This window comes from Xanthobacter flavus (genome assembly GCF_017875275.1).
Classification (GTDB): domain Bacteria; phylum Pseudomonadota; class Alphaproteobacteria; order Rhizobiales; family Xanthobacteraceae; genus Xanthobacter; species Xanthobacter flavus_A.
The window spans coordinates 4,811,597-4,837,823 of record NZ_JAGGML010000001.1 but is presented as its reverse complement, the minus strand read 5'-3'; the positions used below and the strand labels follow the sequence as shown (position 1 = coordinate 4,837,823).

The following is a 26,227-nucleotide window of genomic DNA, read 5'->3' as shown; positions in this document are numbered from 1 at the left end:
TTGGCACTCTCGGGAACTGAGTGCCAGCAGTCGATATTCTGCGGGCTTTCAGGGAGTGCGCCGCCTCCAGGTCCGCCGCTCCGTCACGCCCGCCATCCGCGCGACGGTTGTCAGCAGTCCCGGCCGAAGGCTGCTAGATCATTGTTTTTGCAGACGGAAACCATTCTTTAGCCTTGGCGTTGGCAAAGTCTGTAGCCGACAATGAGGTTTCCGGTCCCGCCCCTTCCCTTTTCGATGGCAGCGGGGCCGCGGATTGGAGGTGTGACCCATGGTTTCCAAGGTGTCGCGTGACTTCGTCCTGCAGATGGAAGGCTACGGCCTCGCCACGGCCGAGATCCTCTACCGCCTGCCCGACCATCCCAACTTGCTCCAGACCTTCCTCTGGCAGGAGTACGATCTCTGCCCGCGCTTTCCGGAGCTGAACAAGTTTCTGGAGTTCTGGCAGCGCGAAATCGAGGGGCGGCTGCATTCGGTCCGGGTCGCCCATTCCGGCCTCATCTAGCCGGCGGAGCTGAGGTCCGTTGACGGCATGTTCCTGCTGAACTGAGAGGTCGGAGGCCCGGCAGGGGCTTTGCCTATCGGTCTGTCGTCTTTTATGGTCCCCATGGGCGGACAGCACATGCACGTCCCCGCGGGGGTGGGGCGTGCATGTCGGCTCCATCCGGGCCGGCCACGCTAACGCTACGGCAGTTTTCGAGGGCCGTGCCCTGCCACCGCCGTTTTCCGGTTATAGCTGAAGCGTCCAATCCATGAGGGCGCCTTGGACCATCGCACTCCCCGCACCTCCGAGCTCCTGGCAGCTGTGCTTGCCGCGCAGGAACAGGATCACGTCGCCATCGGCGATCTGGTCAACGCGCTGCGAAACAGGGCCTTCGGCATCCTTTTCCTGATTTTCGGCATCCCCAACTGCATCCCCATGCCGCCGGGCATCCCGGTGGTGTGCGGCATCATCCTTGGACTGATCGGCCTGCAGATGATGCTGGGCCGGCAGGAATTGTGGCTGCCGGAGGGGATTGCCCGCCGTACCTTTTCCCGCGCCATGCTGGAATCAATCGTCACCCGCTCGCGACCGTGGATCGAACGGTTCGAGCGCATCTCGCGTCCCCGCTTCGAGCAATTCGCCGGCCCGACCGCGCGGCGGCTGGTGGGGGCGACGGTGGTGGTGCTCGGCTTCATCCTGATCCTGCCCATCCCTTTCCTCGGCAATCTGCCGCCGGGATTTGCCATCTGCATCTTCGGCCTCGGCCTCGTGGAGCGGGACGGCCTCGTCATTGTCGCCGGCTTCGGCGCGACGATCCTCGGCCTGATGGTGACAGCGCTGATGAGTTGGGCCATCTACCAGGGCGCCATCGCCATCTTCTGAAACCCCTGCCCATCCCATGCGTGTTGACGCCTTCGATTTCCACCTCCCCGAGGCCCGGATCGCCCTGCGCCCCGCCGAGCCGCGCGACACGGCGCGGATGCTCGTCGTCCGCCCCGGCGCCGCGCGAGAGCTGGAGGACCGCAGCGTCCGCGACCTGCCGGATTTCCTGCGCCCCGGCGATGCGGTGGTGGTGAACGACACCCGCGTCATCCCCGCCGCACTGGAAGGCGTGCGCTCGCGCGAAGGCGGCTCGGACGTGGCGGTGGAGGCAACCCTCATCAAGCGCCTCGCGCCCGACCGCTGGCGCGCCTTCGCCAAGCCAGGCAAGCGCCTGCGCGTCGGCGACCGAATCCGCTTCGGCGGCGAGGGCGGCGCCTGCCTGCTCGGCACGCTCGACGCGACCGTGGCGGGCAAGGAAGAGGACGGCTCCATCGTCCTCGCCTTCGATCTCGCCGGCGATGTGCTGGACGAGGCGGTGGCGGCGGTGGGGCACATGCCCATCCCGCCCTACATCGCCGCCCGCCGTCACGAGGACGCGCGGGACAAGGACGACTACCAGACCCTGTTCGCCCGCGTCGCCGGCTCCGTGGCGGCGCCGACCGCGAGCCTCCATTTCACGCCCGACCTCCTCGCCCGCATGGCCGCCGCCGGGGCGACCTTGCACAAGGTGACGCTGCATGTGGGCCCCGGCACCTTCCTGCCGGTGAAGGCGGAGGACACGTCGGGCCACACGATGCACGCCGAATGGGGCGAGGTGTCGCGCGAGACGGCGGATGCTCTTAATGCCGTGAAGGCCAAGGGCGGGCGCATCCTCACCATCGGCTCCACCTCCACCCGCCTCATCGAGAGCGCGGCGGGGGAAGACGGCACCATCCGCCCCTTCGTGGGGGAGACGGACATCTTCATCACCCCGGGCTACCGCTTCCGCGCGGTGGATGCAATGCTCACCAACTTCCACCTCCCGCGCTCGACGCTGGTGATGCTGGTGGCGGCCTTCATCGGCCATGAGGCGCAGAAGCGCGCCTATGCCCATGCGATCGCGGAAAACTACCGCTTCTATTCCTATGGCGATGCGTGCCTGCTTCTGCCACAAGGCGGCGCATGACGCCCGACACGCCTGCCGACACCTTCTCCTTCACCCTCTCCGCCACCGACGGCGCCGCCCGCACCGGCTATGTCTCGACGCCGCGCGGGCGCATCCGTACGCCGGCCTTCATGCCGGTGGGCACCGTCGCGACGGTGAAGGGGCTCTATTTCGACCAGGTGCGGGCGGCGGGCGCGGACATCGTGCTCGGCAACACCTACCACCTCATGCTGCGCCCCGGTGCCGAACGGGTGGCGAAGCTCGGCGGCCTGCACACATTCATGCGCTGGGACGGGCCGATCCTCACCGATTCCGGCGGCTTCCAGGTGATGAGCCTGTCGAGCCTGCGCAAGATGAGCGAGCAGGGCGTCACCTTCCGCTCCCATGTGGACGGGGCCTATCACGAGATGAGCCCGGAGCGCTCGGTGGAGATCCAGGGCCTGCTCGGTGCCGACATCCAGATGCAGCTCGACGAGTGCGTCCGCCTGCCCTGCACCGACGAGGAAGCGGAGCGCGCCATGCGGCTTTCGCTGCGCTGGGCAGAGCGCTCCAAGCGCGCGTTCGAGACGCAGCCCAAGGGGCGGGCCATCTTCGGTATCGTGCAGGGCGGCGCGGTGCCGGCGCTGCGGGTCGAATCGGCGCGTGCGCTGGCTGACATGGATTTCCCCGGCTATTCCATCGGCGGCCTCGCGGTGGGCGAGCCGCAGGAGGTGATGCTCGCCATGATCGAGACGGTGGCGCCGCACCTCCCCACGAACAAGCCTCGCTATCTCATGGGCGTCGGCACGCCGGACGACCTGCTGGAGAGCGTCGCGCGCGGCATCGACATGTTCGATTGCGTGATGCCCACCCGCTCCGGCCGGCACGCTTTGGCCTTCACCCGCTTCGGCCGGATCAACCTCAAGAACGCCCGCCACGCGGAAGACCCCCGCCCGCTCGACGAGGAGAGCGACTGCCCGGCCCTGCGCGACTATTCCCGCGCCTATCTCCACCACCTCGTACGGTGCGAGGAGATGCTGGGGGCCATGCTGATCTCGTGGGCCAACATCCATTATTACCAGCAGCTCATGGCCGGCGCCCGCGCCGCCATCGCCGCCGGGCGGTATGCGGACTATGTGGCGCAGACCAAGGAAGGCTGGGCGCGCGGCGATCTGCCGGTGTGGGAAGGCTGAGGGCGGGCGCTGCCCGACCTTTCCTCATGAGCCGTCATCGCCCGGCGCGGCCGGGGCATGACACCGTTAGGGGATGAGACGGCCTCTCAGAACCAGATCCGTCCGCGCACCGCCTGCTGGGCCGCCCACCACAGAGCAAACTGCCGGCGGAACGGCGAGAGGCCGGCGGGCTGGCGGAACGGGTCGCGGACCTTGGCGAGGGCCTTGAGATCACCCGCAACCAGCGCCAGCGGCAGGAAGGGCGCGGCGATGGAGGTGGCGGCATAGGTCTGCCCGGCCGCCTCGCGGGCTTCCCAGAGATGGCGGGCCGCCGTCTCCCGCAATTCCGCCAGCGCCGCCAAAAGGCCGGGCGTGACCGTGCCCGACACCGCCTCTTCCCGTCCGACGCTATGGCGGGCCAGGAGATCGAGCGGGATGTAGCACTGCCCGCGCGCGGCATGGATGGGGAAGGCGCGCATCAGCCCCGTCATTGCAATCGCGACGCCGCCATGCCCCGCCAGATCGCCGGACCGGCCCACGTCCGGCAGCAGGATCAGCGCGGAGAGCTGGAGCAGCGCCGAGGCGGTCTCGCCCGCATAGCCCTCAAGGTCGCCGACCGTAGGCATGGGATCGTCGTAAAGGTCGAAGATTCGCGCATCCGCCATCGCGATCAGGCTCGGGCGCGGCAGGCGAAAGCGCGTGATGGTGTCGAGCAAGGCTGCGGCGATGGGGTGGCCGGAGACATCGCCCCTGCCCTCCCCCTCGATCACCTCCCGCCACCAGGCAAGCCGCACTTCACCCGGCAGGGGCTCGCGCACCACCTCGCGCACGCGGGCGACATCGAGATTGTAGGCAAAAAGGGCGAGAAGGTGCTTGCGCTTGTCCTGCGGAGCGAACAGGGCGGCGAGGAAACGGTCGCGGTCCTGGGCCTGCACCTGCGCGGCGCAATAGGCATAGGCTTCGTCCAGCGCTTTCCCGTCCGTCTCGCTCATGGCTCAGACCGCGATCAGCGCCGCGCCCACCCGCCGGCCTTCGGCAAGGAGCACGTTGTAGGTGGCGGCGGCCGAGGGCGTGGGCATCAGCTCGAAGCGGATGCCGGCCTCGCGCAGAACCTGCTTCAGCGGCTCCTTCAGGTGCGCGGGGTCCTTGCCCGTGCCGATGAGCAGCAGTTCGACGGCCCCCGCATCCGCGACCACGGGGGCGAGCGCGGCGGCATCGATCTCCGCCATGCGCATCGGTGCCCAGCCCCGGATTCCCGAAGGCAGCGCCAGGATGGAGCCGGCGTGGGACATGCTGGCGAAGTGGAAGAAAGTGTCGCCATAGCCGTCTATGGCGACCTGTCGCGGCAGGAAGGGCGCGCCGTCCGGGGCGGCCACCACCCGCGCCTCAGGCCTTGGCCGGACGGGCGGGGCCGGCCTTGCCGCCCGGCTTGCCATTCTTGCCCTTGGCGGAAGAAACGCCGGTTGCGGGCGTTGCCTCAGGCGGAACGCTGGCCGCGGCGTCCTTCGCCTCCATCTTCACCAGGTCGTCCAGCTCCTTCACCTCGGGATCGGCTTCCTTGGCGGGAAGGCTCACCGTGGAGGCGCGCAGGCCGAGATGGATGAGGATGGGGGCCGCGACGAAGATGGTGGAATAGGTGCCGATCACCACGCCCACCGTCATCGCCAGCGAGAAGCCGCGCAGCACCTCGCCGCCGAAGAAATAGAGGGCGAGAGTGGCGAAGAACGTGGTGGTGGAGACGATGATCGTGCGCGAGAAGGTGGCGTTGACCGCGATGTCGAGCAGCTCCGGCAGTGGCAGCTTCTTGTAGCGGCGCAGCATCTCGCGGATACGGTCGTACACCACCACCGTGTCGTTGAGCGAATAGCCCATGATGGTGAGGATGGCGGCAATGGACGTCAGGTCGAAGTCGATGCCGAACGCCGAATAGATCATCAGCGTGACGAAGATGTCGTGCAGCGTCGTCACGATGGCGCCGACGGCGAACTGCCACTCGAAGCGGAACCACAGATAGGCGAGCACCGCCACAGCACCGAGCACCAGCGCGAGAATCGACTGGCGCACCAGTTCGCCGGACACGCTCGGGCCGACCGTCTCCACGCGGCGGACCGTGTAATCGGAGCCGAGCACGCCGTTCACCTTGGCGAGAATGGCCTGCTGGGCCTCATCGGTGGTGCCGAAGGCGCCGATGCGGATCAGCACGTCGCGCGGCGAGCCGAACTCCTGGATCTGCACGTCTCCCACGTCGAGATCGGTCAGGTGCTCGCGCAGCGCGCCGATGTCGGCCTGCTGCTGGCTGGTCTGGGCCTCGATGAGCGTGCCGCCCCGGAAGTCGATGCCGAGGTTGAAGCCGTGGATAGCGAACAGCAGGCAGGCCACGATGGACAGCGCCGCGGAGAGCGGGAACGTCCAGTGCCGCAGGCGCATGAAGTGGATGTTGGTCTGCGCCGGGATGTAGTCGATCAAAGGCATGTGCGGCGCACCTTCAGATGGGCAGCTTCGCCGGCCGCCGCCACTTCACCCAATAGGCGATCATGAGCCGCGTCAGGGTATAGGCGGTGAACATGGTGGTCAGAAGGCCGAGGATGTAGGTGACGGCGAAGCCGCGCACCGGACCCGACCCGCCCATGAGGAACAGGATGACCGCCGTGGCGAGCGAGGTGATGTTGGCGTCGAGGATCGTGCCCAGCGCGTTCACGAAGCCCTTGTCGATGGCCGAGATGGCGGACCGGCCCTCCCGCGCCTCGTCGCGCATGCGCTCGAAGATGACGACGTTGGAATCCACCGCCATGCCGATGGTAAGCACCACGCCGGCGATGCCGGGCAGCGTCAGCGTCGCGCCGAGCACGGACTGGAGCGAGAACATCAGGATGATGTGCACGGCCAGCGCGATGAGCGCGAACAGGCCGAACAGGCCGTACACGGCGACCATGAACACGGTGACGAGGCCACCAGCCACATAGGCCGCGGTCTTGCCCGCCTGGATCGAATCCGCGCCGAGGCTCGGACCGACCGTGCGCTCCTCCACCACCTTCAGCGGGGCCGGCAGGGCGCCGGCGCGCAGCAGGATGGCGAGGTCGTTGGCCTGCTGGACGGTGAACGCGCCGGAGATCTGGCCCGAGCCGCCGAGGATCGGCTCGCGGATCACCGGAGCGGAGATCACCTGGTTGTCGAGCACGATGGCGAAGGGCCGGCCCACCGCCTCCTGCGAAACCGTGGCGAAGCGCTTGGCGCCGTTGTTGTTGAAGCGGAAGGAGACAATGGGCTCACGCGAGTTCTGGTCGAAGCCCGGCTGGGCGTCCACCAGATCCTCGCCGGAGACGCGCACCTGCTTCTCCACCAGATAGGGCTGGCCGTCCTGGCCCTTGAGCACTTCGGATTCCGGCGGCGCGCGCCCATCCAGCGCCTGCTGCGGCGACATGGACTGGTCCACCATGCGGAAGGAGAGCTTGGCGGTCTGGCCGAGCAGGTTCTTCAGCCGCTGCGGATCCTGAAGGCCCGGCACCTGCACCAGAATGCGATCGAGGCCCTGACGCTGGATGTTGGGCTCCACCGTGCCGAGCTGGTCGATACGGCGGCGGATGATCTCGATGGACTGGTCCACCGCCGAGCGCATCTTGGCGTTGAGGCCGGCATCGGTGAGCTGCACGGTGACGACGCCGTCGGCGGCGGACGAGACGGTCATGTCCATCTCGCCCGAGGAATTGCCGAACAAGGCGTTGGTGACCGGCGCGGCGAGCTTGCGCAGCTCGGTGACGGCCTTCTGCGTGTCGTTGGGATCACGCAGGCGGAGCGTCACGCTGGTATCGCGCAGCGCGAGGTTGGAATAGCCGATCTTCTGGTCGCGCAGGACGCGCCGAACCTCGTCGCGGAGCTGCTCGGTGCGTTCCTTGCGGAGCGCCGGCCCGTCCACCTCCAGAAGGATGTGGGAGCCGCCCTGCAGGTCGAGGCCCAGCGTCACCCGGCTCGACGCCAGCCACGAGGGCAGATGGGCGAGCGCGCTGGGCGGCAGCACGTTGGGCAGCGCGAACAGCATGCCGATGGCGATGGTGATGAGGATCGCCGCAGTCTTGAAACGGGAGAAGTGCAGCATGTCGCGCGCGGTCTTTCAGAAAGCGTGAGGCGGCCGGATCAACCGGCCGAGGCCTCGTCCTTGGCCGGTTCGCCCTTGGCGCGGACGGTGGCGATCTGCGAGCGCATCTGGCGGATGCGGACGTTGTCGGCGATCTGCAGCTCGACCTCGTTCTCGTCCACCACCTTGGTGACCTTGCCGACGAGGCCGCCGCCGGTGACCACCACGTCGCCGCGGCGCAGGGAGTTCACCATTTCCTGATGCACCTTGGCCCGCTTCTGCTGCGGGCGCAGGATGAGGAAATACATGACCACGAAGATCAGCAGGAACGGGGCGAGCTGAATGAGCATGTCGGCCCCGCCGCCGGCTCCCGTGGCGCCTTGGGCGAAAGCGGGCGTGATGAACATCTCGATCCTCGTTCGTCTGTGAAGGGAATCCGCATACCGCCGGGGTCCGGCGAAGCGGCGGGACTATAGCGGCCGGCCCGACGAATGCAAACGCGGGGCCGGTTCGTTCACGCAGCTGTTGAAAAGAGGGACCCGCAGGACGCCGATATCGTCCCCCGGACAGGCGACACCGAAGGTGGAGCGCCGAGCCGGGGGCCAGCGCAAGACTCGGGACTGCGCCGCTATTGGCGGGAAGCGCCCTCCCCTCTCCCCCCCCCCCCGCGGGAGAGGGGCCGGGGGTGACGGGGTTGGTGCCGCTCGCCCGGCGGCGGGTCAAAGGGAAATACACCCCTCACCCCAACCCCCTCCCGCAAGGGGAGAGGGAGCCGATCGGCGCGATACCGACCAAGACGCGCAAGTTACTTCCCGTCGAACAGCAGGGCGAGGCGAGTCATCCAGGGCTCGTCGGTCTGGTCGAGGCGCAGGGGCGTGACGGAGATGCGGCCCTCGTCCAGCGCGCGCAGGTCCGTGCCGGGGGAGGTTTCGTAGATTCGGCGCTCGAAGGCGATCCAGTAATAGGGGTTGTTGCGGCCGTCGCGGCGCTCGTCGATGCGCATGAGGCGCTGGTCGCGCTCGCCCTGGGCGGTGGCGGCGATGCCGGTAATTTCTTCCGGGAGGCGGTCCGGGAAGTTCACGTTCATCACGATGCCGGGGGGAATGCCCTCGTCCAGCAGCATCCGGATGATCTTCGGCGCGTGGGTCTCGGCGGTCACGAAGTTCGGATTTTCCCGCGTGCGCATGCCAAACGCCTGCGACAGCGCGATGGAGGGAATGCCGAGGATCGTCCCCTCGATGGCGCCGGCGACGGTGCCGGAATAGCTCACGTCCTCGGCGATGTTCTGCCCGCGGTTGACGCCGGAGAGCACGAGGTCGGGCGGATTGTCGATGAGCAGATGGCGCACGGCCATGATGACGCAGTCCGTGGGCGTGCCCTTCACCGCATAGCGCTTCTCCTCCACCTGCCGCAGCCGCAGCGGGTCGGAGAGGGACAGCGAATGGGCGACGCCCGACTGGTCGAACTCCGGCGCCACCACCCACACGTCGTCGGTGAAGGTGCGCGCGATGGCCGCGCAGCTGTCGAGGCCCGGCGCGTGGATGCCGTCGTCATTGGTGACCAGAATGCGCATCGGATGTCCCTTTGTCCGGCCCACGGCCGGCAGTAACTGCTTCCGTCGCCTCCCGGCCGTCATCCCCCGGCTCGTCCGGGGGATCCACGGTTGGGCTGGGCGCCGGTCCGCCGAGATCGCTCCGGCGGCGGGGTGGATGCCCCGGACGAGCCGGGGCATGACAACATCACAGGACGGAGGCGACCGGGACGGCCCTTGCGTCCCTACTTCAGCTTCTCGATCAACTTCAGCCCGCCCATATAGGGCAGCAGCGCGTCCGGCACGGCCACGGAGCCGTTCTCCTGCTGGTACGTCTCCAGCACCGCGACGAGGGCGCGGCCGACCGCCACACCCGAGCCGTTGAGCGTGTGGACGTAGCGCGGGCCTTTCCCTTCCGCCGGACGGTAGCGGGCATTCATGCGCCGCGCCTGGAAATCGCCGCACACCGAGCAGGAGGAGATTTCGCGATAGGCGTTCTGCCCCGGCAGCCAGACCTCGATGTCGTAGGTCTTCTGCGAGGCGAAGCCCATGTCGCCGGTGCAGAGCGTGACCACCCGATAGGCGAGGTCCAGCTTCTTCAGCACCGCCTCGGCGCAGGCGAGCATGCGCTCATGCTCCTCGACCGACTTCTCCGGCGTGGTGATGGAAACCAGCTCCACCTTGGTGAACTGATGCTGGCGGATCATCCCCCGCGTATCTCGCCCCGCCGCACCGGCCTCCGCCCGGAAGCAGGGGGTGCAGGCGGTGAGGCGCAGGGGAAGCTCTTCCTCGGAGAGGATGGACTCGCGCACGAGGTTGGTCAGGGGGACTTCGGCGGTGGGGATGAGCCAAAAAGGAATATCGTGCTCGATCGGCTCGTTTGGATCGCGATCTGCTAGCACTGACGCCCCGCCCATCCATTCGTCAACCGCGTTCCGCATGAATTGAAGCGCTGCCGCGCGCACGTCCGGTGTATCGACCAGTCGGCCATCTCTTGAGCGTTCAAACGTCGCGTTCGCGGCGAACTGCTTTATTGCGTTCTGCATAACGAGGCTCACGTCATTGATCGTGGCCCCTTTTTTTGTCTGGAACTGATCTTCCCGAAACTTCGGCAGCTGCGCCGTCCCAAACATGGCGTCATCCCGCACCAGCAGCGGCGGATTGACCTCCATGTACCCGTGCTCCCCCGTATGCACATCGAGGAAGAACTGCCCCAGCGCCCGCTCCAGCCGCGCCAGCGGGCCCTTGTTCACCACGAAGCGCGCGCCGGAGAGCTTGGCGGCGGTTTCGAAATCCATCTGGCCGAGGGCTTCGCCCACCTCGAAATGCTGCTTCGGGGTGAAGCTGTAGGTGCGGGGCGCGCCGAAGCGGCTCTTTTCAATGTTGTCGTGCTCGTCGGCGCCCTCCGGCACCTCGGCGAGGGGGGCGTTGGGGATGGCGGCGAGTTCGCCGTTCAGCTCGGCCTCGATGCGCTTGGCCTCTTGCTCCAGCGCCGGCACGTCTTCCTTCAGCTTGGCCACCTCGGCCATGAGGGCCGAAGCTGTGGCCTCGTCCTTCTTCGCCTTGGCGGCGCCGATCTCCTTGGAGGCGGCGTTGCGGCGGGCGAGCAGGGTTTCGAGCTTGGTCAGAGTCTCGCGGCGACGGGTGTCGAGGTCGAGGAGCTTGGCGACGAGGGCTTCCGCCGCCGCCTTGGCCTCGTCAGAGTGATTGCCGCGGCGGGCTAGCGCGTCGATGAGGCCGGCCGGTTCCTCGCGGATCCATTTGATGTCGTGCATGGCAAGCTCCGCCGTGGCCCTCGGGCCATTAAGGCAGCACTTCGCGCCCTCACCACCGTCATCCCCCGGCTTGTCCGGGGGATCCACGCTTCCGCGTAGACCGGCGCCCGGCGGCGCGGTGGATGCCCCGGACAAGCCGGGGCATGACGGCGGTTCACAGGAGAACCCGCGCGCCCAAGAATCCAATAATCCGGGAAGGCCCCGCCGTCCGCGTCAGTCGGCCGTTGCGGCGTCGGCTGCGTTGCGCGCCGCTTCCGCCACGAGCCGCCGCTTCTCGACGATGCCCACCAGATAGACGGACACCTCGTAGAGAAGCAGCGTCGGCAGAGCAAGGGAGAGCTGGCTGATGACATCCGGCGGGGTCAGCACCGCCGCCAGCACGAACACGCCGACGATGGCGTAGCGCCGGGACTTCACCAGCATCGCCTTCGTCACCACACCTATCTGCCCGAGCAGCGTGAGGATGACCGGAAGCTGGAAGCAGATGCCGAAGGCCAGAATCAGCGTAGTAATCAGCGAAAGGTATTCCGAGACCCGCGGCAGCAGGGAGATTTCCGCCTGCCCGTCGCCGCCCGCCTGCTGCATGCCGAGGAAGTAGGTCATGGCGAGCGGCATGGCGACGAAATAGACGAAGGCCGCGCCGATGAGGAAGCAGATGGGTGTGGCGATGAGATAGGGCCGGAACGCGTTCTTCTCGTGCTTGTAGAGCCCCGGCGCCACGAACATGTAGACCTGCGTCGCCACCACCGGGAAGGAGATGAAGGCGGCGCCGAACATGCCGAGCTTGATCTGGGTGAACAGGAATTCCTGCGGCGCCGTGTAGATGAGCTTCACCCCGTTGCCGAAGCCGGAGGCGAACTCGTAGGGCCACAGCAGGATGTTATAGATCTGCTTCGCCAGCATGAAGCAGGCGATGAAGGCCACGAGGAACGCCACCAGCGACTTGATGAGCCGCGAGCGCAGCTCGACCAGGTGCTCGATGAGCGGGGCCTTGGAGGCGTCGATCTCGTCCTGGTCGCTCATCACGCGCTCTTCGCTTCGCCCGCAGCGGGCTTGGCTTCGCCTGCGGCGGGCTTGGCCTCGCCTGCGGCGGGAAGGCTCTCGGGAGCCGGCTCAACGGCAACGGCAGTCGGCGCAACCGGCGCGGGGGGCACAGCAGCCTCCACCGAATTGCGGATTTCGGCGCGGATGGCGGCCATGGGGTCGGGCAATTCCACGGGCGGGGGCAGATCGGGCAGCGCCGCCGGGGTGGCAGGGGCCGGCGGCGTCGGGTTCGCGCCTTCCACGGTGGAGCGAATCTCCTCGCGGATGGAGCGCAGCGGGTCGAACATGTCGGAGGTCGCGAGAGTGGAGCGCGTTGTTTCCGTGATGTCGCTGATTTCCTTGCGCATGTCGGCGATGTCCGCCTCGCGCAGGGCTTCCTGGAACTGTCCCTGAAACTCGCCGGCCATGCGGCGCAGCTTCGTGACGGTGCGTCCCACGGTGCGCAGCACCGTGGGCAGCTCCTTGGGACCGATGACGATCAGCGCGACAATGCCGATCAGCATCAGCTCGGACCAGCCGATATCGAACATGAGGCCGTCTGTCCGGCGGGGGTGCCGCCGCCCTCTTCAAGTGTTCAGGGGCAGAGGTCCGTCAGACGGGCTTCTTCTCGGCTTCGGGGGCGCTCGACGTCTGGTGCGGAAGCGGGCGCGGCACCTCGGGGGCGGCCGGGGGAGCCTTCGCCGGCTCGTCGTCGTCCGCCATGCCCTTCTTGAAGGACTTGATGCCCTTCGCCACGTCGCCCATCAGATCGGAGATCTTGCCGCGACCGAACAGGAGGAGCACCACGGCCAGCACCACGATCCAGTGCCAGATGCTCAACGAACCCATCTAACCACCCTCCAAGGATATATTTTGCGCCCCAACGGCAAGCCGTGAAGCATTTCGGACGGCGACACTAGGCTCCGCCCGCGGCGAAAACAAGGACTTCACCGGGATCGACCAGAAGCCCGACCTCGTCGCCTTTTTTCACGTTTCCCGCGTCCCGCAGGCGCAGCACCAATGGCCGCTCCAGCGCGTCCACGATCACTTCCACGAGATCAAGCTCGCCCAGAAAGCGACGCTCCAGCAGCCGCCCCGGCACGCCCTGCCCGGCCGCGGACAGCGCCAGGCCCTGCGGGCGGATGGCGACGATGGCTGGACCATCGGGCACCTGCGGAGCCGCGAACCGGCCGAGGGGCGTATCCGCCACGCCGGCGACCACATTGGCCTCGATCTCGTTCAGCTCGCAGAAGAAGCGCGCCACGCCGATGTCGGCCGGGCGCCGGTAGAGTTCCGCCGGCGGGCCGAGTTGCACCAGCTTGCCATGGCGCAGCAGGGCGATGCGATCGGCAAGGCGCATCGCCTCCTCGGGATCGTGGGTGACGATGATGACCGTCGCCTTCGCGTCGCGCAGCACCGCGAGGGTGTCCGCGCGCACCTGGTCGCGCAGACGCCGGTCGAGGCCGGAGAAGGGCTCGTCGAGGAGCAGGATGCCCGGTCGGGGCGCCATGGCGCGGGCCAGCGCCACCCGCTGCTGCTGGCCCCCGGAAAGCTCGTGGGGATAGACATCGGCGAGGTCGGCGAGGTCCACCCGCGCCAGCGCGAGGCGCGCCTCCCGCATCGCCTCCGCGCGCTTGAGGCCGTTGAGGCCGAACATCACGTTCTCGAGGTTGGTGAGGTGGGGGAACAGGGCGTAGTCCTGGAACACCAGCCCGACGCCACGCCGCTCCGGCGGCACGAAGACCCCCTGCCCCGCCACCACAGCACCGTCGATGAGAATGCGCCCGCCGTCCGGCTGCTCGATACCCGCCGCGAGGCGCAGGAGCGAGGTCTTGCCGCAACCCGACTGGCCGAGCAGGCACAGCACCTCGCCCGGCTCCACCGACAGACTCACGCCGCGCACGGCGGCGACATCGCCATAGGCGAGCCGCACGTCCTCGAAGGACAGGCCCTTGGCGAAGGCGGCGGGGGTGCGGCTGCGGCTCATCCCCAGCGTCTCGATCTCGTCAGCCAGAACAGCCTCCTCATGCGTCGCCATCATCGTCCGGCTCGGAGGCGCCTTCCAACTCCTCCTCCGGCGGCGGAGAGAGGTGGAAATCCAGCATGTCCGGCTCCAGAGCCTCTTCGTCCTCGCGCAGGCCCGGATCGTCGGACGGCAGGGGAATGGCGAAACCGGCAGGGATTCGCCCGTCGATAAGGCCGGCGCCCTTCAGCTCGTCGAGGCCCGGCAGATCCTGCACCGCATCGAGGCCGAACTGCACAAGGAAGGCCGGCGTCGTGCCGTAGGTCACCGGCCGCCCCGGCGCCTTGCGGCGGCCGCGCAGGCGCACCCACCCCGTCTCCAGCAGCACGTCCAGCGTGCCCTTGGAGGTGGAGACGCCGCGAATCTCCTCGATCTCCGCGCGGGTGACCGGCTGGTGGTAGGCGACGATGGCGAGAACCTCGATGGCCGCGCGCGAGAGCTTGCGCGCCTCCGGCACGGGGCCGGCGACCACGCGGGCGAGGTCCGGCGCCGTGCGCAGCATCCAGCCACCGGCGGCCTTCACGATGTTGACGCCGCGCCGAGCGTAATCCGCGGTCAGGGCCTCCATCAGCGCGGCGATGTCGGCGTCGGCGGACAAATGCGGCTTCATCGCCTTGGCGTCCACCGGCAACGGCGAAGTGAACAGAAGCGCCTCGATGGCCCTCAGGTCGCGCGCGAAGGCGTAGGCGCGCTCGTCCTCCGGGCGCACGTCGAACAGGTCGATGCGCGGGACGGGACGGGTCATCTCTCCTCTCCGGGCGCCGTGTCGGACGCGTCAAACGGCAGAAGCGGCTCCGGCTCCACGGCGGGTCGGGGACGCAGCCACAGGGGGGCGAAGGGGGCATCCTGGCGAATGTCGAGCATACCCTCGCGCACCATTTCCAGGCTGGCCGAGAAGCTCGACGCGAGCGCGGTTGCCCGCTGCTCGGGCGTCGCCGCGTAATCTAGCAGGAATTGGTCGAGCCGCATCCACTCGCCCACCACATCCGCCCCCAGCAGCCGCTCCAGCCGGGCGCGGGCCTCGGCGAGCGACCAGACGGTGCGCGTCTTGAGCGTGACGTGGGACAGCGCCTTGGTCTGGCGCTGGCGGGCATAGGCGGTGAGCAGGTCGTAGATGGTGGCCGTGTAGACCGTATAGAGCGGCTCCTTGGAGGGCGGCGGCAGAGCCCGGGCGAAGGCGTCGCGGCCCATCTGCGGGCGGGCCATCAATTGCGCGGCGGCGCGGCGGATGCGCTCCAGATGGCGCAGACGCCGGGCGAAGGCGGCGGCCATCTCCTCGGCGCTCGGTCCCTCCTCCTGCGGCGGGGCCGGCAGCAGCAGACGCGATTTCAGGTAGGCGAGCCACGCCGCCATCACCAGATAGTCGGCGGCCAGCTCCAGCCGGCCGCGCCGCGCCTCCTCGATGAAGGTGAGGTATTGGTCGGCGAGGGCGAGGATCGAGATTTTGGCGAGATCGACCTTCTGCGTCCGCGCCAGCGCGAGAAGGAGGTCGAGGGGTCCCTCGAAACCGTCCACGTCCACCACGAACGTCTCGTCGGGCGTCGCCGGGGCGCGGTCCGTGCCGATCTCGAAGGCGTCCGGTATGGAATCGCCTGAGGCCGGCCCCGTCACGGGTCAGCCCACCGTCTTGAGCTGGGCCGCGACCGCCGCCCGCAGCTCCCGCGCATCCACCGGGTCAGGCACCACGCGCAGTGACAGGGCCTTGGCGGCGCGCGCATAGGCCTCGCCGGTGAGGACGGGCGCGGACGCGGCCACCTTCTCCATCTCCTCCATCTTGCCGTTGCAGTGGAGGAGCATGTCGCAGCCCGCCGCCAGCGCATCGCGGCCACGGGTCTCCATGGTGCCGGCGAGCGCGCCCATGGAGAGGTCGTCGCTCATCAGCAGGCCATCGAAGCCGATGGAGCCGCGCACCACCTCGGCGAGCACCACCGGCGAGGTAGTGGCGGGGCGGTCGGGGTCGATGTCGGAATAGACCACGTGGGCGGTCATGCCGAGGGGCAGATCGGAAAGGTCGCGGAAGGCCGCGAAATCCATGCCCTCCAGCTCGCCGCGCGTCGCGGTGACGACAGGCAGCTTCTCGTGGCTGTCCACCGGCGCGCGGCCATGGCCGGGGATGTGCTTGAGGACGGGCAGCACGCCGCCTTCCATCAGCCCCACCGCCGCCGCCCGCGCCAGCGCCGCCACCGCCACGGGCTCGGTGCCGTAGGCGCGGTTGCCGATGATGCCGTGGCCATCGGGGTGGCGCAGATCCGCGCAGGGCAGGCAATCGACATCGATGCCGAGGGCGTAGAGGTCCGCCGCGATGGCCCGCGAATTCAGCCGCACCGCTTCCAGCGCCGCGATGGGATCGGACAGGTAGAGGTTGCCGAACGCCTCGGCGGGCGGATCGTCGGTCCAGTGCGGCGGGCGCAGGCGCTGCACCCGGCCGCCTTCCTGATCGATGAGCACCGGCGCGGTCCAGCCCACCGCCTCGCGCAGGTCGGCGACCAGCGCGCGGACCTGATCGGGGTCCGCGATGTTCCGGGCGAACAGGATGAACCCCCAGGGCTCCGCATCCCGGAAGAAGCTGCGCTCGGTGGCCGAGAGGTTCGGGCCGGCACAACCGGCGATGAAGGCGCGCGACGTCATGTCTCCGGCCTATAAGCGGGCATGGGCGCCGTCAAGCGCGCCTGCGCAGCGCTCCCGCCTGTCCCCTCGCAGATTTTGCCCCGGCCTGTCGGGCGTGGTCATACTCGCGCGTCCTCGTCGTGACCCAACGGAGCCCCGCCCATGATGTACGCCATCCTTTGTTACCATGAAGAAGACGTCGTGTGCTCCTGGAGCCAGGAGCAGGACGACGCCGTGATGGCGAAGCTCGCGGTGGTGCAGGAACGGCTCGTCAAGGCCGGCAAGATGGGCGCATCGCTGCGGCTGCTGCCCACCACCGCCGCCACCACCCTGCGCAAGACGCAGGAACCGCCCCTCGTCATCGACGGCCCGTTCGCGGAGACGAAGGAGCAATTGCTCGGCTTCTACCTGGTGGACGCCGACGACCTTGACGGGGCGCTGGCCATCGCCAGGGACCTCGCCGCCGCCAATCCCGGCGGCGCCTACGAGATCCGCCCCGTGGGCATGTTCTTCCCCGACCAGCGCACCGCGGACCGGAAGACCGGCACATGACCACGCCCGCCCTGACCGATCCGGACTGGATCAGCGGCACCCTCACCGCCGCCCGGCCGCAGGCGGTGGCGGCGCTGCTGCGCTATTTCCGCGATCTCGACACCGCCGAGGAGGCGTTCCAGGAAGCCTGCCTGCGGGCCCTGAGGGCGTGGCCGGTGAACGGCCCGCCGCGCGATCCTGCCGCCTGGCTCATCCTCGTCGGCCGCAACGCCGCCCTCGACGGGGTGCGCAAGCGGGCGCGGCACGATCCCCTCCCCCCCGACGACCAACTCTCCGACCTCGACGACGCCGAGGCGCCGCTGGCCGAGCGGCTGGACAATTCCCACTATCGTGACGACGTGCTGCGCCTGCTCTTCATCTGCTGCCACCCGGAGCTGCCGGCAACGCAGCAGATCGCGCTTGCCCTGCGCATCGTCTCCGGCCTCACGGTGAAGGAGATCGCCCGCGCCTTCCTCGTCAGCGAGGCGGCCATGGAACAACGCATCACCCGCGCCAAGGGTCGCATCGCCCGCGCCGACGTGCCGTTCGAGGCCCCCGGGCCGGTGGAGCGGGCCGAGCGGCTGGGGACGGTGGCGGCCATGGTCTATCTCGTCTTCAACGAAGGCTATTCCGCCGGCGGCGAGCCGAGCCGCGCGGGCTTGTGCGACGATGCCATCCGCCTCGGCCGGCTGCTGCTGCGCCTGTTTCCCACCGAGCCGGAGATCATGGGGCTCGTGGCCCTGATGCTGCTCCAGCACGCCCGCGCCACCGCCCGCTTCGATGGGGACGGCCGGGCCATCCTGCTCGACAGGCAGGATCGCTCGAAATGGGACCGCGAGCGCATCGCCGAGGGGCTGGCGCTCATCGACAAGGCCATGCGCCACCGTCGGCCCGGCGCCTACCAGATTCAGGCGGCGGTGGCCGGCCTTCACGCCCGCGCCCGCACGCCGGAGGAGACCGACTGGATGCAGATCGACGCGCTCTATGCGGCGCTCGAATTCCTCCAGCCATCGCCGGTGATTACTCTCAATCGCGCCGTCGCGGTCAGCAAGGTGAAGGGCGCCGAGGCGGCGCTCGCCATGATCGAGCCGCTGACGCCTCAGCTCTCCGGCTATTTCCACTTCTTCGGCGCGCGCGGAGCGTTCCTGCTGGAGCTTGGCCGGCATCAGGAGGCGCGCATTGCGTTCGACCGGGCCATCGCGCTCGCCAATACTCCGGCCGAGGCGGAGCATATCCGCGCGCAGCTCGACCTCATCCAGTCACGGGCCTGAGAAAAAATGCGGGCTGGCTGTCGGGAGCGGCACCGCCCGCCCGTCATCACAACAGGCGCGATCCGGCGCCGGAGGAAGAACGCATGTCCGACACCGCCGAGACCACCATGCCGTCCATCGATCCCGCCGCCATGCCGCCGGTGAAGGGCGGCGTCACGGCCTATGTCACGGTGGAAGGCGCCATGAAGGCCGTCGATTTCTACCAGAAAGCCCTCGGCGCCGAGCTTGCCTTCGCCATGCCGCCGGACGAGAGCGGGCGGACGATGCACGTCCACCTCTACATCAACGGGTCGTCGGTGATGCTCGCCGATCCCTATCCGGAATATTGCTCCGGCCCGGTGGAGAAGATCGGCGGCTTCAACCTGTCCCTCCATGTGACCGACACGGACGCCGCCTTCTCCCGCGCGGTGGAGGCCGGCGCGACGCCGGTGATGCCGCCGGAGGACATGTTCTGGGGCGCCCGCTACGCGCAGGTGCGTGATCCGTTCGGCGTGCTCTGGGCGTTCAATCAGCAGCGCTGAGCGCGCGGGAGGGGCGGCTCAGCCCACCGCGCTCACCCGCTCCTCGTCCATGCCTTCCTCGTCCGGGTGGCGCGCCGGCACAATCTCCAGCGCCTCCTCGGCCTGCGCGCGGGCGAGGGCCGCGGCGGCATCCTCCGCCTCCCGCTGGCGGTTCCAGAGGGCGGCATAAAGCCCGCCCTTCGCGAGCAGCTCCGCATGGCAGCCGCGCTCGGCGACCTTGCCGTCGGCGAGGACAAGGATCTCGTCCGCGCTCACCACGGTGGAGAGCCGGTGGGCAATGACCAGCGTGGTGCGCCCCTCGGACACGCGGTCGAGCGCGTCCTGGATTTCCTTCTCGGTATGGCTGTCCAGCGCCGAGGTCGCCTCGTCCAGCACCAGGATCGGCGGGGCCTTGAGCAGCGTGCGAGCGATGGCCACGCGCTGCTTCTCGCCGCCGGAAAGCTTCAACCCGCGCTCGCCCACCTCGGTCTTGAAGCCCTTGGGCGTGGCGCGAATGAAGCCGTCGATGCGAGCGAGGCGCGCCGCCTCCTCCACCTCGGCCTCCGACGCCGCCGGGCGGCCGTAGCGGATGTTGTAGGCGATGGTGTCGTTGAACAGCACGGTATCCTGCGGGACCATGCCGATCGCGGCGCGCAGGCTCTCCTGCGAAATGTCCCTAAGATCCTGCCCGTCGATGGTGATGCGGCCGCCGGAGACGTCATAGAAGCGGAACAGCAGGCGCGACAGGGTGGACTTGCCCGCCCCCGAAGGCCCGACGATGGCCACGGTGCGCCCCGCCGGCACCTCAAAGGAGATGCCCTTCAGGATTTCCCGGCCCTCGTCATAGGAGAAGCGCACGTCCTCGAACCGCACCGTGCCGCCCGAGACCACGAGGTCCGGCGCGCCCGGCCGATCGGTGACTTCCGGCGCCACCTGCAGCACGGCGAACATGGCCTCGATGTCGACGATGGCCTGCTTGATCTCGCGATAGATGAAGCCGAGGAAATTCAAGGGGATGTAGAACTGGATCATCATGGCGTTGACCATGACGAACGAGCCCACCGTCTGCCGCCCGGCCCGGATGTCCAGCACGCACATCACCATCACCGCCGCGAGGCCGATGGAAAAGATGAGCGCCTGCCCGGCGTTCAGCCACGCCAGCGAGGTGTAGGTGTTCACCGTCGCCTTCTCGTAGCGCGCCATGGAGCGGTCGTAGCGGGCCGTCTCCCAGCGCTCTGCGCCGAAATACTTCACCGTCTCGTAGTTGAGCAGGCTGTCGATGGCCTTGGTGTTGGCGTCGGTGTCGCTCTCGTTCATCTCCTTGCGGATGGCGAGGCGCCACTCACTGGCGACATAGGTGAAGAGGGAATAGAGCACCACGGTTGCCGCCACGACGGCCGCATAACGCCAGTCGAAGGCGAAGAACAGCACGCCCAGCACCATCACCAGCTCGACGAGGGTCGGCGCCAGCTGCAGCGCCAGCATGCGCACGATGGTCTCGATGCCGGAGCGCGCCCGCTCGAGCACACGCGTCAGCCCGCCCGTCTTGCGCTCCAGATGGAAGCGCAGAGACAAGGCGTGCATGTGCTCGAATGTCTGCATGGCGAGGCGCCGCACGGCATTGAGCGCCACCTTGGCGAACAGGCCGTCTCGCAGCTGGGTCACGCCCGCCATGAGAATGCGCCCAAGCCCATAGGCCAGCGTCAGCGCCACCGGCGCGCCGATGACGAGCGCCCAGAAGCCGACATCCGGCGTCGCGGCCTTGCCGGCGGCGACTTCGGCGGTCAGCGCGTCCGTCGCCCATTTGAACAGGAAGGGCACCGCCATGGTGGCGCCCTTGGAGGCGAAGAGCAGGACAAAGGTGACGACGACGCGCGCGCGCAAGTCCGCCCTGTCGGCCGGCCACAGATAGGGCCAGAGGCTGCGCAGGGTGGAAAACATGGCGTCGGAGGAGACGGCGGCCCGCCGGGCTGCGGGCTTCTGGGTCTTTGACATGATGGCCTAACTTTGGTCCGAAGCGCCGGGCGTGCAGCACCCTGACGGACGGCGGAGCGCCTTGAACAGCGCGTCGATCTCTTCAGCCAGCGCATCAAGCGCTGCCCGATCAAGGCAGTAGCTGGACCGCTGCCCCTCGGTACGGCTGCGGATCAGCCCGGCATCGAGGAGAACCTTCAGATGTTGCGAGACGGTGGACTGCGCAAGGGGCAGCGCGCGTACGATCTCGCCGCACACGCACCGCTCCTGCCCGGCCAGCGTGTCCAGCATGGCGAGCCGCGCCGGGTGGGCCAGCGCGCGCAGCTTCGCCGCGAGATCGGCCCTTGCGGCGCCGGCTTCATCGGCAACGGCCGGGTCTGGGCTTGGGAAGGTCGGCACATTCATCGTTCATCGACGATAGACGATGAACGACCATCCAACAAGCTTGTTGCCCCGCCCGCGTCATGGGGTCGTCGCGCGTGCGCACTATTCGCGCTTGGGCGGCCTGCCCTACCGGCCGCCAAGTTTGGTAAAGTGCGCGCATGGCCAGAATCGACAGTGTCTGTGTGTATTGCGGCTCCGCCACCGGCAGCGACCCGGTGTTTGCCGAAGAGGCCCGGAATTTCGGGCGTATCCTTGCGGCCGAGGGCGTGCGCCTCGTCTATGGCGGCGGCGGCATCGGGCTGATGGGCGAGGTGGCAAGCGCGGTGGCGCTGGCCGGCGGCGCCGTCACCGGCATCATCCCGCGCTTCCTGATGACCCGCGAGCGCGCCTTCGCCCACGAGGCGGAGATGATCGTCGTGGAGGACATGCACGAGCGCAAAAGGCTGATGTTCGAGCGGGCGGACGCCTTCGTGGCCCTGCCCGGCGGCGTTGGCACGCTGGAGGAACTGGTGGAGCAGCTCACCTGGGCCCAGCTCGGCCGGCACAAGAAGCCGATCCTGATCCTCAACACGGCCGGCTTCTGGGATCCATTCGTGACGCTGGTGGATCACATGCGCGGCGCCGGCTTTATCCGCTCGGACACGCCGGTGGAGATGCTCACGGCCGACCGCGCCGAGGACATTCTGCCCCGCCTGCGCGCCGCGGCCGCCAAGGTGCCAGAGCGCGCGCTCCATGCAGCGGACGGCACCATCGCCGAACGCATGTAGACGCGCGTTTCGCCCCGATGCGCGGATCAGCCGTGGGGCTGGTCCAGCGCGGCGATGGCGACCATGACCACGGACCCGATCAGCATGATAGCGACAACGGTCTGCATCTCCCGGACCCTTTGCTGCACTGCGGCAGAAAGAGCGTAGCCCGGGAAGAATAATTGTTGCATTGCACAACACGCAAGGCACCGATGTGCCCAGCGCAACGCAGCGGTACCAACGGTAGCGAACCGGCCCGCCGCTGCGGCCCGGCCCCGTTCACGGCTCTCCGAAAAGGCCGCGCGCCGGCGGGACGGGCGTCCTCGAAAGGCGACCGGGTGTGGGGCCGGTCGATGTAGGGCTGAGCAGCGAGCCGGTGTACTGCGGCTCACCGCCGTCGATGTTCAGCTTGAGAAGCGAGGCTTGAACCAGTTTGAAGCGAAACTGATCACTGAGCGCATTGATCCGCAGCGAGGGATCGCTGACGGGATGGCTGTCCTGGAGGGGTGAGACCACCGAGGACGGGTGGCGTGTGAACTTGACAGAAGTGTTCGAGTTCGGCACGCATCCCTTGGAAGTCCCGCCCCCCAATGCACCGCCGCAAGGACCAATCATGAAGCGCATTCACGGCGTGTTGCCTGGCGTCTTCGCTGCTGCAGCTCTGGTCGCTGCGGTCGGCTGCTCCTCTACCGCACAAGCGCAATCCAATCCGATGGTCAAGCTGACCGATCCCTGCCCGATTAAGGCTGAGAACTGGCGTGGCAAGGCCTTCTACGAAATTCTGTTCATGTTCCGCCAGCCCGACGGCGGCGGGATCGGCAACTATTTCAACTCGCTCGGCAACACACTTCCCGAGCCCAACGACGCGATGGACGCGCGCTTCCGTGCTCTCAATGCGGACACCCTGAAGAAGGAATTCGGGGGCGACGGGGTCTTCTTCAATGGCCCGCGGCGTCTCGTGGCGAACACCGTAACCGGGATGTCCTGGGATGGCTGTAAGCAGAGAGTGATCGCCGGGATCCCCTTGAACCTGGACGGCGTCTTCGAAGTCCCGAGCCTGGAAAAGTTCGTTTCGGGATCGCTGCCGACCTACAGGCCAATGGTCTCCAAACGTACCAGTGCCATGATCTTCAATGCGGGCGAAACGGTGTACGAGTTGATCACGCCCGAAGGCGCCGTCTACACCATGTTCAGCCTCTCCCTGAAGACCGATCCCGAGAACACCATCGAAAACCTGCCCACCCTGAGCAAGCGCCTGACCTTGCCGACCGGATGGCAGTTCAGATCACGCAAGCTGGACAATGAGATGGTTCTGACGGCCAACGCCGACTCCAACCCACCCAATACCGTCGTTCTCGACCAGCTTGAGGGCAACTACCAATACAACGCTGGCGCCAGCGCCAAAAAATAGCCTGTGTGCCGCCCGGCAAATGCAGCCGGGCGGCCGGCATTCGCCAGAGGTATTCCACGCTTTCATCACGTTCTGGGTGCGACCTGATAGCGAGCGAAGCCGCGTACCCGTCGGCGCGGTCGCCATCCCGCCCGGGGTCGCCGCCTGAGCCGCGGTCTCCGCGCACTGGAAGGATGGAAGAAAGGATAGATGTGGCGACCCCGGCAGGGCTCGAACCTGCGACCTAGTGCTTAGAAGGCACTTGCTCTATCCAGCTGAGCTACGGGGCCTCGATCCGCCTTTTACGGCGGGCGGCCGCACAGCGGAAGCGCCTTTCCCGATGGGGATCGGAACGCAGCCGGCTCAGTGGGTCCACTGGCCGCTGCGGTTGAAGGCGAAATTGTCGGAATAGGCCATGCGGCGGCGGCCGGCCTCATGCGGCTCGGACACCCGGTAGGGGATGCCGCGCTTCTCGCAATAGGCCACGGCCTCTTCCTTCGTCTCGAAGGACAGGTGGATCTGGCTGCGCATGTCGGCCGAGGAGGTGTAGCCCATCAGCGGCTCCACGCGACGGGCGTGCTCCGGCTCGTAATCGAGCACCCAGTGCTTGGTCTTCGCCACGCCGGACTGCATGGCGTTGCGCGACGGCTTGTAGATGCGAGCGACCATGGTTCGAACCCGTCAGAATGCCGGGCGGCCCCAGCCGGGCGGCCCCTTTCGTCTATAATAAAGCCGCGCGGGCGAGGCAACCGAACACGGTGCCGCGCCGGACCTCAACGCCTCAGCGCAGGATCAGGCATTCCGCCGCCGCCTGCGCCGATTCGGCGGCGGTGAGGTGGCTCACCTTGCCGGAAAGCACCAGCGAGCGGGTCTGGTCGGTCACCACGGCCCGGCCGTCGGCACCCTTCACCAGCAGGGGCGCGCTCGCCACGTAGATCGCGCGGGCATCGGTGGAGAGCTTGGCCGCGCAACGATCAGCGGCGGCCTTGTCGGCGAAGGCGGGAGCCGTCGAGAGGAGCCCTGCGGCCACTGTCATCGCCGCCATGTTCCACGAGGTCGTCCACGTCTTGGTCCGCATCCGCTCACCCTTCACCACGTCCCGGCACCCGCCGGCGCGCCTTCTTGTTGAGGAGAACGCAGGGGAATGCAAGCCGGGCCGGTCAAGTGGCGAACCACCATGTGGCGAGGCCGAGGAAGGCGAAGAATCCCACCGTGTCCGTCACCATCGTCACGAACACGCCCGAGGCGACCGCCGGATCGAGCTTGAGCTTCGAGATGGCCAGGGGAATGAGGATGCCGAACAGGCCGGCCGCGATCATGTTCAGGATCAGCGCCGAGGAGATCACCACGCCGAGATGCACGTTGGCGAACCAGAACCCGGCGATGACCCCGAGCAGGCAGGCGAGCGTCGTGCCATTCACCAGCCCCACCAGGACCTCGCGCGAGACGATGCGGCGGGCGTTATGGCTGGACAATTCCTTGGTGGCGAGCGCGCGCACCGCCACCGTCATGGTCTGGGTGCCGGCATTGCCGCCCATGGAGGCGACGATGGGCATGAGGATGGCGAGCGCCACCATCTTCTCGATGGTGCCCTCGAACAGGCTGATGATGGAGGCGGAGACGAAGGCCGTACCCAGGTTCACCACCAGCCACGGCAGGCGGCTGCGCGCGGTGAAGGCCACAGTATCGGACAATTCCTCGTCGCTGCGCACGCCGCCGAGGGCGCGCAGGTCTTCGTCCGCCTCTTCCTGGATCACGTCCACCACGTCGTCGATGGTCATGACGCCGACGAGCCGCCCGGCATCGTCCACCACCGGGGCGGAGACGAGGTTGTAGCGCTCGAACATGCGCGCCACGTCCTCCTGGTCCTCGGAGGCCTTGACCACCTTGGCCTGCTCGGCCTTCACCGCGCTCATCAGCACCGGGCGGCGGGTGCGCAGCAGCCGGTCGAGGGGCACGGAGCCGACGAGGCGATAGGCGGGGTCCACCACGAACACCTCGTAGAAGGTGTCCGGCAGGTCGGCGGTCTCGCGCATGTAGTCGATGGTGCGGCCGACGGTCCAGAAGGGCGGGACAGCGATGAACTCGGTCTGCATGCGCCGGCCGGCGCTTTCTTCCGGATAGTCGAGAGAGCGCTGCAGGGCCACCCGCTCCGGCGCCGGCAGGTGCTCCAGCACCGTGGCCATTTCATCCTCGTCGAGATCCTCGAGGATGTAGACCGCATCGTCCGAATCGAGGTCCCGCATGCCGCGGGCGACGGTGATCGGCGAGAGGCTGCGCAGGATGGAGACGCGGACCGTCTCGTCCAGCTCGGTCAAGGCGGTGAAGTCGAACGCCGGCCCCAGCATCTCGATGAGCCGGCGCCGCTCGTCGGCGTCCAGCTCCTCGATGAGGTCGCCCATGTCGGCTTCGTGCAGATCGCCGGTGACCGCCTTGAGCCCATCCACGTCGCGCGCGGCGATGGCCTCCTGCACGCGGGAGCGGAAGGCGTCCGAGAGATTGCCCTCCTCGTCGCGCACGCTCAGGGCCGCGCCCTCGGCCCTGGTCTGGGCACCAGCCAGTGCGGCGGCCGGATCAGCATCGTCGCGCATGGGCTCCTCCCGAAGGGTAGGACGGGTACGGACGCCCGCTTCCGTCGCGGATGCGGGCATGGGCTCTGGGGATGCGGCGCCGGCCGCTCCGCATGGCGGCGGAGGGGCAGGCGCCTCCCGCTGCGTCTAGTGATCCCAGGGACGTTTGTGAAGCCTTCAGCCGGCGATCCGCCCTTTTCGCTGGACCCCGTGGCGAACATGTCATTATGAA

The 26,227-nt window shown here is 68.1% G+C and carries 29 protein-coding genes and 1 tRNA gene; 9 read left to right on the top strand and 21 right to left on the bottom strand.

The annotated features are described in order from the left end of the window. Positions 1–268: 268 nt before the first annotated feature. The 4 genes from J2126_RS22700 (at position 269) to tgt (ending at position 3,619) form a co-directional block, all read left to right on the top strand. Positions 269–502: an usg protein gene (locus J2126_RS22700; protein ID WP_209489051.1), complete on the top strand. Its 234-nt coding sequence runs from the start codon at positions 269–271 to the stop codon at positions 500–502. A gap of 258 nt (positions 503–760) precedes the next feature. Then, on the top strand, positions 761–1,363 hold the full coding sequence (locus J2126_RS22695) for an exopolysaccharide biosynthesis protein (RefSeq protein WP_209489050.1): 603 nt from the start codon (positions 761–763) through the stop codon (positions 1,361–1,363). 16 nt (positions 1,364–1,379) lie between these two features. After that, on the top strand, positions 1,380–2,468 hold the full coding sequence (queA, locus tag J2126_RS22690) for a tRNA preQ1(34) S-adenosylmethionine ribosyltransferase-isomerase QueA (protein WP_209489049.1): 1,089 nt from the start codon (positions 1,380–1,382) through the stop codon (positions 2,466–2,468). Beyond that, entirely contained in the window at positions 2,465–3,619 is a 1,155-nt protein-coding gene (tgt, locus tag J2126_RS22685) for a tRNA guanosine(34) transglycosylase Tgt (protein ID WP_209489048.1), read from the top strand. The genes queA and tgt overlap by 4 nt, the downstream gene beginning before the upstream one ends. 86 nt (positions 3,620–3,705) lie before the next feature. Here the strand turns inward: tgt and J2126_RS22680 are convergent, their stop codons facing one another. The 14 genes from J2126_RS22680 to nagZ all read right to left on the bottom strand — a co-directional run bounded on the left by J2126_RS22680 (position 3,706) and on the right by nagZ (position 16,650). Continuing rightward, a complete protein-coding gene (locus J2126_RS22680) occupies positions 3,706–4,590 on the bottom strand; it encodes a phytoene/squalene synthase family protein (protein WP_245327525.1) in 885 nt (294 codons plus the stop codon). A gap of 3 nt (positions 4,591–4,593) precedes the next feature. Then, positions 4,594–4,974: an Mth938-like domain-containing protein gene (locus J2126_RS22675; protein ID WP_348634366.1), complete on the bottom strand. Its 381-nt coding sequence runs from the start codon at positions 4,972–4,974 to the stop codon at positions 4,594–4,596. Positions 4,975–4,984: 10 nt separating this feature from the next. Beyond that, the gene (gene secF / locus J2126_RS22670; protein WP_245327523.1) at positions 4,985–6,070 is read right to left on the bottom strand and encodes a protein translocase subunit SecF; all 1,086 of its coding nucleotides are present in this window, start codon (positions 6,068–6,070) and stop codon (positions 4,985–4,987) included. A gap of 13 nt (positions 6,071–6,083) precedes the next feature. Next, positions 6,084–7,691 carry a protein translocase subunit SecD gene (gene secD, locus J2126_RS22665; RefSeq protein ID WP_209489046.1) on the bottom strand — a complete coding sequence of 536 codons (1,608 nt, stop codon included), beginning with the start codon at positions 7,689–7,691 and terminating at the stop codon, positions 6,084–6,086. Between the two features lie 38 nt (positions 7,692–7,729). After that, complete coding sequence (gene yajC, locus J2126_RS22660) at positions 7,730–8,077, bottom strand: preprotein translocase subunit YajC (RefSeq protein WP_209489045.1); 348 nt, start codon at positions 8,075–8,077, stop codon at positions 7,730–7,732. Between the two features lie 398 nt (positions 8,078–8,475). Continuing rightward, on the bottom strand, positions 8,476–9,243 hold the full coding sequence (gene surE / locus J2126_RS22655) for a 5'/3'-nucleotidase SurE (protein WP_209489044.1): 768 nt from the start codon (positions 9,241–9,243) through the stop codon (positions 8,476–8,478). Between the two features lie 203 nt (positions 9,244–9,446). Beyond that, positions 9,447–10,976, bottom strand: a complete 1,530-nt coding sequence (gene serS / locus J2126_RS22650) for a serine--tRNA ligase (RefSeq protein ID WP_209489043.1) — start codon at positions 10,974–10,976, stop codon at positions 9,447–9,449. A gap of 213 nt (positions 10,977–11,189) precedes the next feature. Beyond that, entirely contained in the window at positions 11,190–11,999 is an 810-nt protein-coding gene (gene tatC / locus J2126_RS22645) for a twin-arginine translocase subunit TatC (RefSeq protein WP_209489042.1), read from the bottom strand. After that, positions 11,999–12,550, bottom strand: a complete 552-nt coding sequence (gene tatB / locus J2126_RS22640; protein ID WP_209489041.1) for a Sec-independent protein translocase protein TatB — start codon at positions 12,548–12,550, stop codon at positions 11,999–12,001. The genes tatC and tatB overlap by 1 nt, the downstream gene beginning before the upstream one ends. A gap of 61 nt (positions 12,551–12,611) precedes the next feature. Further along, on the bottom strand, positions 12,612–12,848 hold the full coding sequence (locus J2126_RS22635) for a twin-arginine translocase TatA/TatE family subunit (RefSeq protein WP_209489040.1): 237 nt from the start codon (positions 12,846–12,848) through the stop codon (positions 12,612–12,614). A gap of 67 nt (positions 12,849–12,915) precedes the next feature. Next, complete coding sequence (locus J2126_RS22630) at positions 12,916–14,037, bottom strand: ABC transporter ATP-binding protein (protein WP_245328071.1); 1,122 nt, start codon at positions 14,035–14,037, stop codon at positions 12,916–12,918. Next, a complete protein-coding gene (gene scpB, locus J2126_RS22625; protein ID WP_209489039.1) occupies positions 14,024–14,767 on the bottom strand; it encodes an SMC-Scp complex subunit ScpB in 744 nt (247 codons plus the stop codon). Before scpB ends, J2126_RS22630 begins: the two co-directional genes overlap by 14 nt. Next, positions 14,764–15,633, bottom strand: coding sequence for a segregation and condensation protein A (locus J2126_RS22620; protein WP_432445345.1), 870 nt, complete (start codon positions 15,631–15,633; stop codon positions 14,764–14,766). The genes scpB and J2126_RS22620 overlap by 4 nt, the downstream gene beginning before the upstream one ends. 3 nt (positions 15,634–15,636) lie before the next feature. Next, positions 15,637–16,650, bottom strand: a complete 1,014-nt coding sequence (gene nagZ / locus J2126_RS22615; protein WP_209489038.1) for a beta-N-acetylhexosaminidase — start codon at positions 16,648–16,650, stop codon at positions 15,637–15,639. Positions 16,651–16,791: 141 nt separating this feature from the next. Here nagZ and J2126_RS22610 point away from each other — a divergent pair, with 141 nt between their 5' ends. From J2126_RS22610 to J2126_RS22600, 3 genes are all read left to right on the top strand, one after another. After that, positions 16,792–17,181, top strand: a complete 390-nt coding sequence (locus tag J2126_RS22610) for a YciI family protein (RefSeq protein WP_209489037.1) — start codon at positions 16,792–16,794, stop codon at positions 17,179–17,181. Further along, complete coding sequence (locus tag J2126_RS22605) at positions 17,178–18,431, top strand: RNA polymerase sigma factor (RefSeq protein ID WP_209489036.1); 1,254 nt, start codon at positions 17,178–17,180, stop codon at positions 18,429–18,431. The genes J2126_RS22610 and J2126_RS22605 overlap by 4 nt, the downstream gene beginning before the upstream one ends. Before the next feature lie 83 nt (positions 18,432–18,514). After that, positions 18,515–18,952 carry a VOC family protein gene (locus J2126_RS22600; protein ID WP_209489035.1) on the top strand — a complete coding sequence of 146 codons (438 nt, stop codon included), beginning with the start codon at positions 18,515–18,517 and terminating at the stop codon, positions 18,950–18,952. A gap of 18 nt (positions 18,953–18,970) precedes the next feature. Here the strand turns inward: J2126_RS22600 and J2126_RS22595 are convergent, their stop codons facing one another. Together J2126_RS22595 and J2126_RS22590 are read right to left on the bottom strand one after the other, a co-directional pair. Further along, positions 18,971–20,926, bottom strand: a complete 1,956-nt coding sequence (locus tag J2126_RS22595) for an ABCB family ABC transporter ATP-binding protein/permease (RefSeq protein WP_209489034.1) — start codon at positions 20,924–20,926, stop codon at positions 18,971–18,973. A gap of 6 nt (positions 20,927–20,932) precedes the next feature. Further along, positions 20,933–21,310 (bottom strand): ArsR/SmtB family transcription factor, encoded by a 378-nt coding sequence (locus tag J2126_RS22590; protein WP_209489033.1) that lies wholly within the window; start codon positions 21,308–21,310, stop codon positions 20,933–20,935. A 137-nt stretch (positions 21,311–21,447) separates the two neighbouring features. Between J2126_RS22590 and J2126_RS22585 the strand changes: the two genes are divergently transcribed. After that, positions 21,448–22,056, top strand: coding sequence for a TIGR00730 family Rossman fold protein (locus tag J2126_RS22585; RefSeq protein ID WP_209489032.1), 609 nt, complete (start codon positions 21,448–21,450; stop codon positions 22,054–22,056). Positions 22,057–22,314: 258 nt separating this feature from the next. Here the strand turns inward: J2126_RS22585 and J2126_RS22580 are convergent, their stop codons facing one another. Further along, the gene (locus J2126_RS22580; RefSeq protein WP_209489031.1) at positions 22,315–22,659 is read right to left on the bottom strand and encodes a hypothetical protein; all 345 of its coding nucleotides are present in this window, start codon (positions 22,657–22,659) and stop codon (positions 22,315–22,317) included. Between J2126_RS22580 and J2126_RS22575 the strand changes: the two genes are divergently transcribed. Then, positions 22,649–23,446, top strand: coding sequence for a hypothetical protein (locus J2126_RS22575; RefSeq protein ID WP_209489030.1), 798 nt, complete (start codon positions 22,649–22,651; stop codon positions 23,444–23,446). The two genes, J2126_RS22580 and J2126_RS22575, sit on opposite strands and share 11 nt — an antisense overlap. A 192-nt stretch (positions 23,447–23,638) precedes the next feature. Here the strand turns inward: J2126_RS22575 and J2126_RS22570 are convergent. The 4 genes from J2126_RS22570 to mgtE all read right to left on the bottom strand — a co-directional run bounded on the left by J2126_RS22570 (position 23,639) and on the right by mgtE (position 26,016). Beyond that, positions 23,639–23,715, bottom strand: a tRNA-Arg gene (locus J2126_RS22570). Between the two features lie 73 nt (positions 23,716–23,788). Then, positions 23,789–24,094: an ETC complex I subunit gene (locus J2126_RS22565; protein ID WP_209489029.1), complete on the bottom strand. Its 306-nt coding sequence runs from the start codon at positions 24,092–24,094 to the stop codon at positions 23,789–23,791. A gap of 112 nt (positions 24,095–24,206) precedes the next feature. Then, positions 24,207–24,503: a hypothetical protein gene (locus J2126_RS22560; RefSeq protein WP_245327519.1), complete on the bottom strand. Its 297-nt coding sequence runs from the start codon at positions 24,501–24,503 to the stop codon at positions 24,207–24,209. Between the two features lie 82 nt (positions 24,504–24,585). Next, a complete protein-coding gene (gene mgtE, locus J2126_RS22555; RefSeq protein WP_209489028.1) occupies positions 24,586–26,016 on the bottom strand; it encodes a magnesium transporter in 1,431 nt (476 codons plus the stop codon). Positions 26,017–26,227: the final 211 nt, after the last annotated feature.

Excerpts from the sequence above, each read along its gene's own strand:
- J2126_RS22700 (WP_209489051.1), top strand. The coding sequence starts at position 269 with ATGGTTTCCAAGGTGTCGCGTGACTTCGTCCTGCAGATGGAAGGCTAC.
- queA (WP_209489049.1), top strand. The coding sequence starts at position 1,380 with ATGCGTGTTGACGCCTTCGATTTCCACCTCCCCGAGGCCCGGATCGCC.
- tgt (WP_209489048.1), top strand. The coding sequence starts at position 2,465 with ATGACGCCCGACACGCCTGCCGACACCTTCTCCTTCACCCTCTCCGCC.
- J2126_RS22680 (WP_245327525.1), bottom strand. The coding sequence starts at position 4,590 with ATGAGCGAGACGGACGGGAAAGCGCTGGACGAAGCCTATGCCTATTGC.
- secF (WP_245327523.1), bottom strand. The coding sequence starts at position 6,070 with ATGCCTTTGATCGACTACATCCCGGCGCAGACCAACATCCACTTCATG.
- secD (WP_209489046.1), bottom strand. The coding sequence starts at position 7,691 with ATGCTGCACTTCTCCCGTTTCAAGACTGCGGCGATCCTCATCACCATC.
- yajC (WP_209489045.1), bottom strand. The coding sequence starts at position 8,077 with ATGTTCATCACGCCCGCTTTCGCCCAAGGCGCCACGGGAGCCGGCGGC.
- surE (WP_209489044.1), bottom strand. The coding sequence starts at position 9,243 with ATGCGCATTCTGGTCACCAATGACGACGGCATCCACGCGCCGGGCCTC.
- serS (WP_209489043.1), bottom strand. The coding sequence starts at position 10,976 with ATGCACGACATCAAATGGATCCGCGAGGAACCGGCCGGCCTCATCGAC.
- tatC (WP_209489042.1), bottom strand. The coding sequence starts at position 11,999 with ATGAGCGACCAGGACGAGATCGACGCCTCCAAGGCCCCGCTCATCGAG.
- tatB (WP_209489041.1), bottom strand. The coding sequence starts at position 12,550 with ATGTTCGATATCGGCTGGTCCGAGCTGATGCTGATCGGCATTGTCGCG.
- J2126_RS22635 (WP_209489040.1), bottom strand. The coding sequence starts at position 12,848 with ATGGGTTCGTTGAGCATCTGGCACTGGATCGTGGTGCTGGCCGTGGTG.
- J2126_RS22630 (WP_245328071.1), bottom strand. The coding sequence starts at position 14,037 with ATGGCGACGCATGAGGAGGCTGTTCTGGCTGACGAGATCGAGACGCTG.
- scpB (WP_209489039.1), bottom strand. The coding sequence starts at position 14,767 with ATGACCCGTCCCGTCCCGCGCATCGACCTGTTCGACGTGCGCCCGGAG.
- nagZ (WP_209489038.1), bottom strand. The coding sequence starts at position 16,650 with ATGACGTCGCGCGCCTTCATCGCCGGTTGTGCCGGCCCGAACCTCTCG.
- J2126_RS22610 (WP_209489037.1), top strand. The coding sequence starts at position 16,792 with ATGATGTACGCCATCCTTTGTTACCATGAAGAAGACGTCGTGTGCTCC.
- J2126_RS22605 (WP_209489036.1), top strand. The coding sequence starts at position 17,178 with ATGACCACGCCCGCCCTGACCGATCCGGACTGGATCAGCGGCACCCTC.
- J2126_RS22600 (WP_209489035.1), top strand. The coding sequence starts at position 18,515 with ATGTCCGACACCGCCGAGACCACCATGCCGTCCATCGATCCCGCCGCC.
- J2126_RS22595 (WP_209489034.1), bottom strand. The coding sequence starts at position 20,926 with ATGTCAAAGACCCAGAAGCCCGCAGCCCGGCGGGCCGCCGTCTCCTCC.
- J2126_RS22590 (WP_209489033.1), bottom strand. The coding sequence starts at position 21,310 with ATGAATGTGCCGACCTTCCCAAGCCCAGACCCGGCCGTTGCCGATGAA.
- J2126_RS22585 (WP_209489032.1), top strand. The coding sequence starts at position 21,448 with ATGGCCAGAATCGACAGTGTCTGTGTGTATTGCGGCTCCGCCACCGGC.
- J2126_RS22575 (WP_209489030.1), top strand. The coding sequence starts at position 22,649 with ATGAAGCGCATTCACGGCGTGTTGCCTGGCGTCTTCGCTGCTGCAGCT.
- J2126_RS22580 (WP_209489031.1), bottom strand. The coding sequence starts at position 22,659 with ATGCGCTTCATGATTGGTCCTTGCGGCGGTGCATTGGGGGGCGGGACT.
- J2126_RS22565 (WP_209489029.1), bottom strand. The coding sequence starts at position 24,094 with ATGGTCGCTCGCATCTACAAGCCGTCGCGCAACGCCATGCAGTCCGGC.
- J2126_RS22560 (WP_245327519.1), bottom strand. The coding sequence starts at position 24,503 with ATGCGGACCAAGACGTGGACGACCTCGTGGAACATGGCGGCGATGACA.
- mgtE (WP_209489028.1), bottom strand. The coding sequence starts at position 26,016 with ATGCGCGACGATGCTGATCCGGCCGCCGCACTGGCTGGTGCCCAGACC.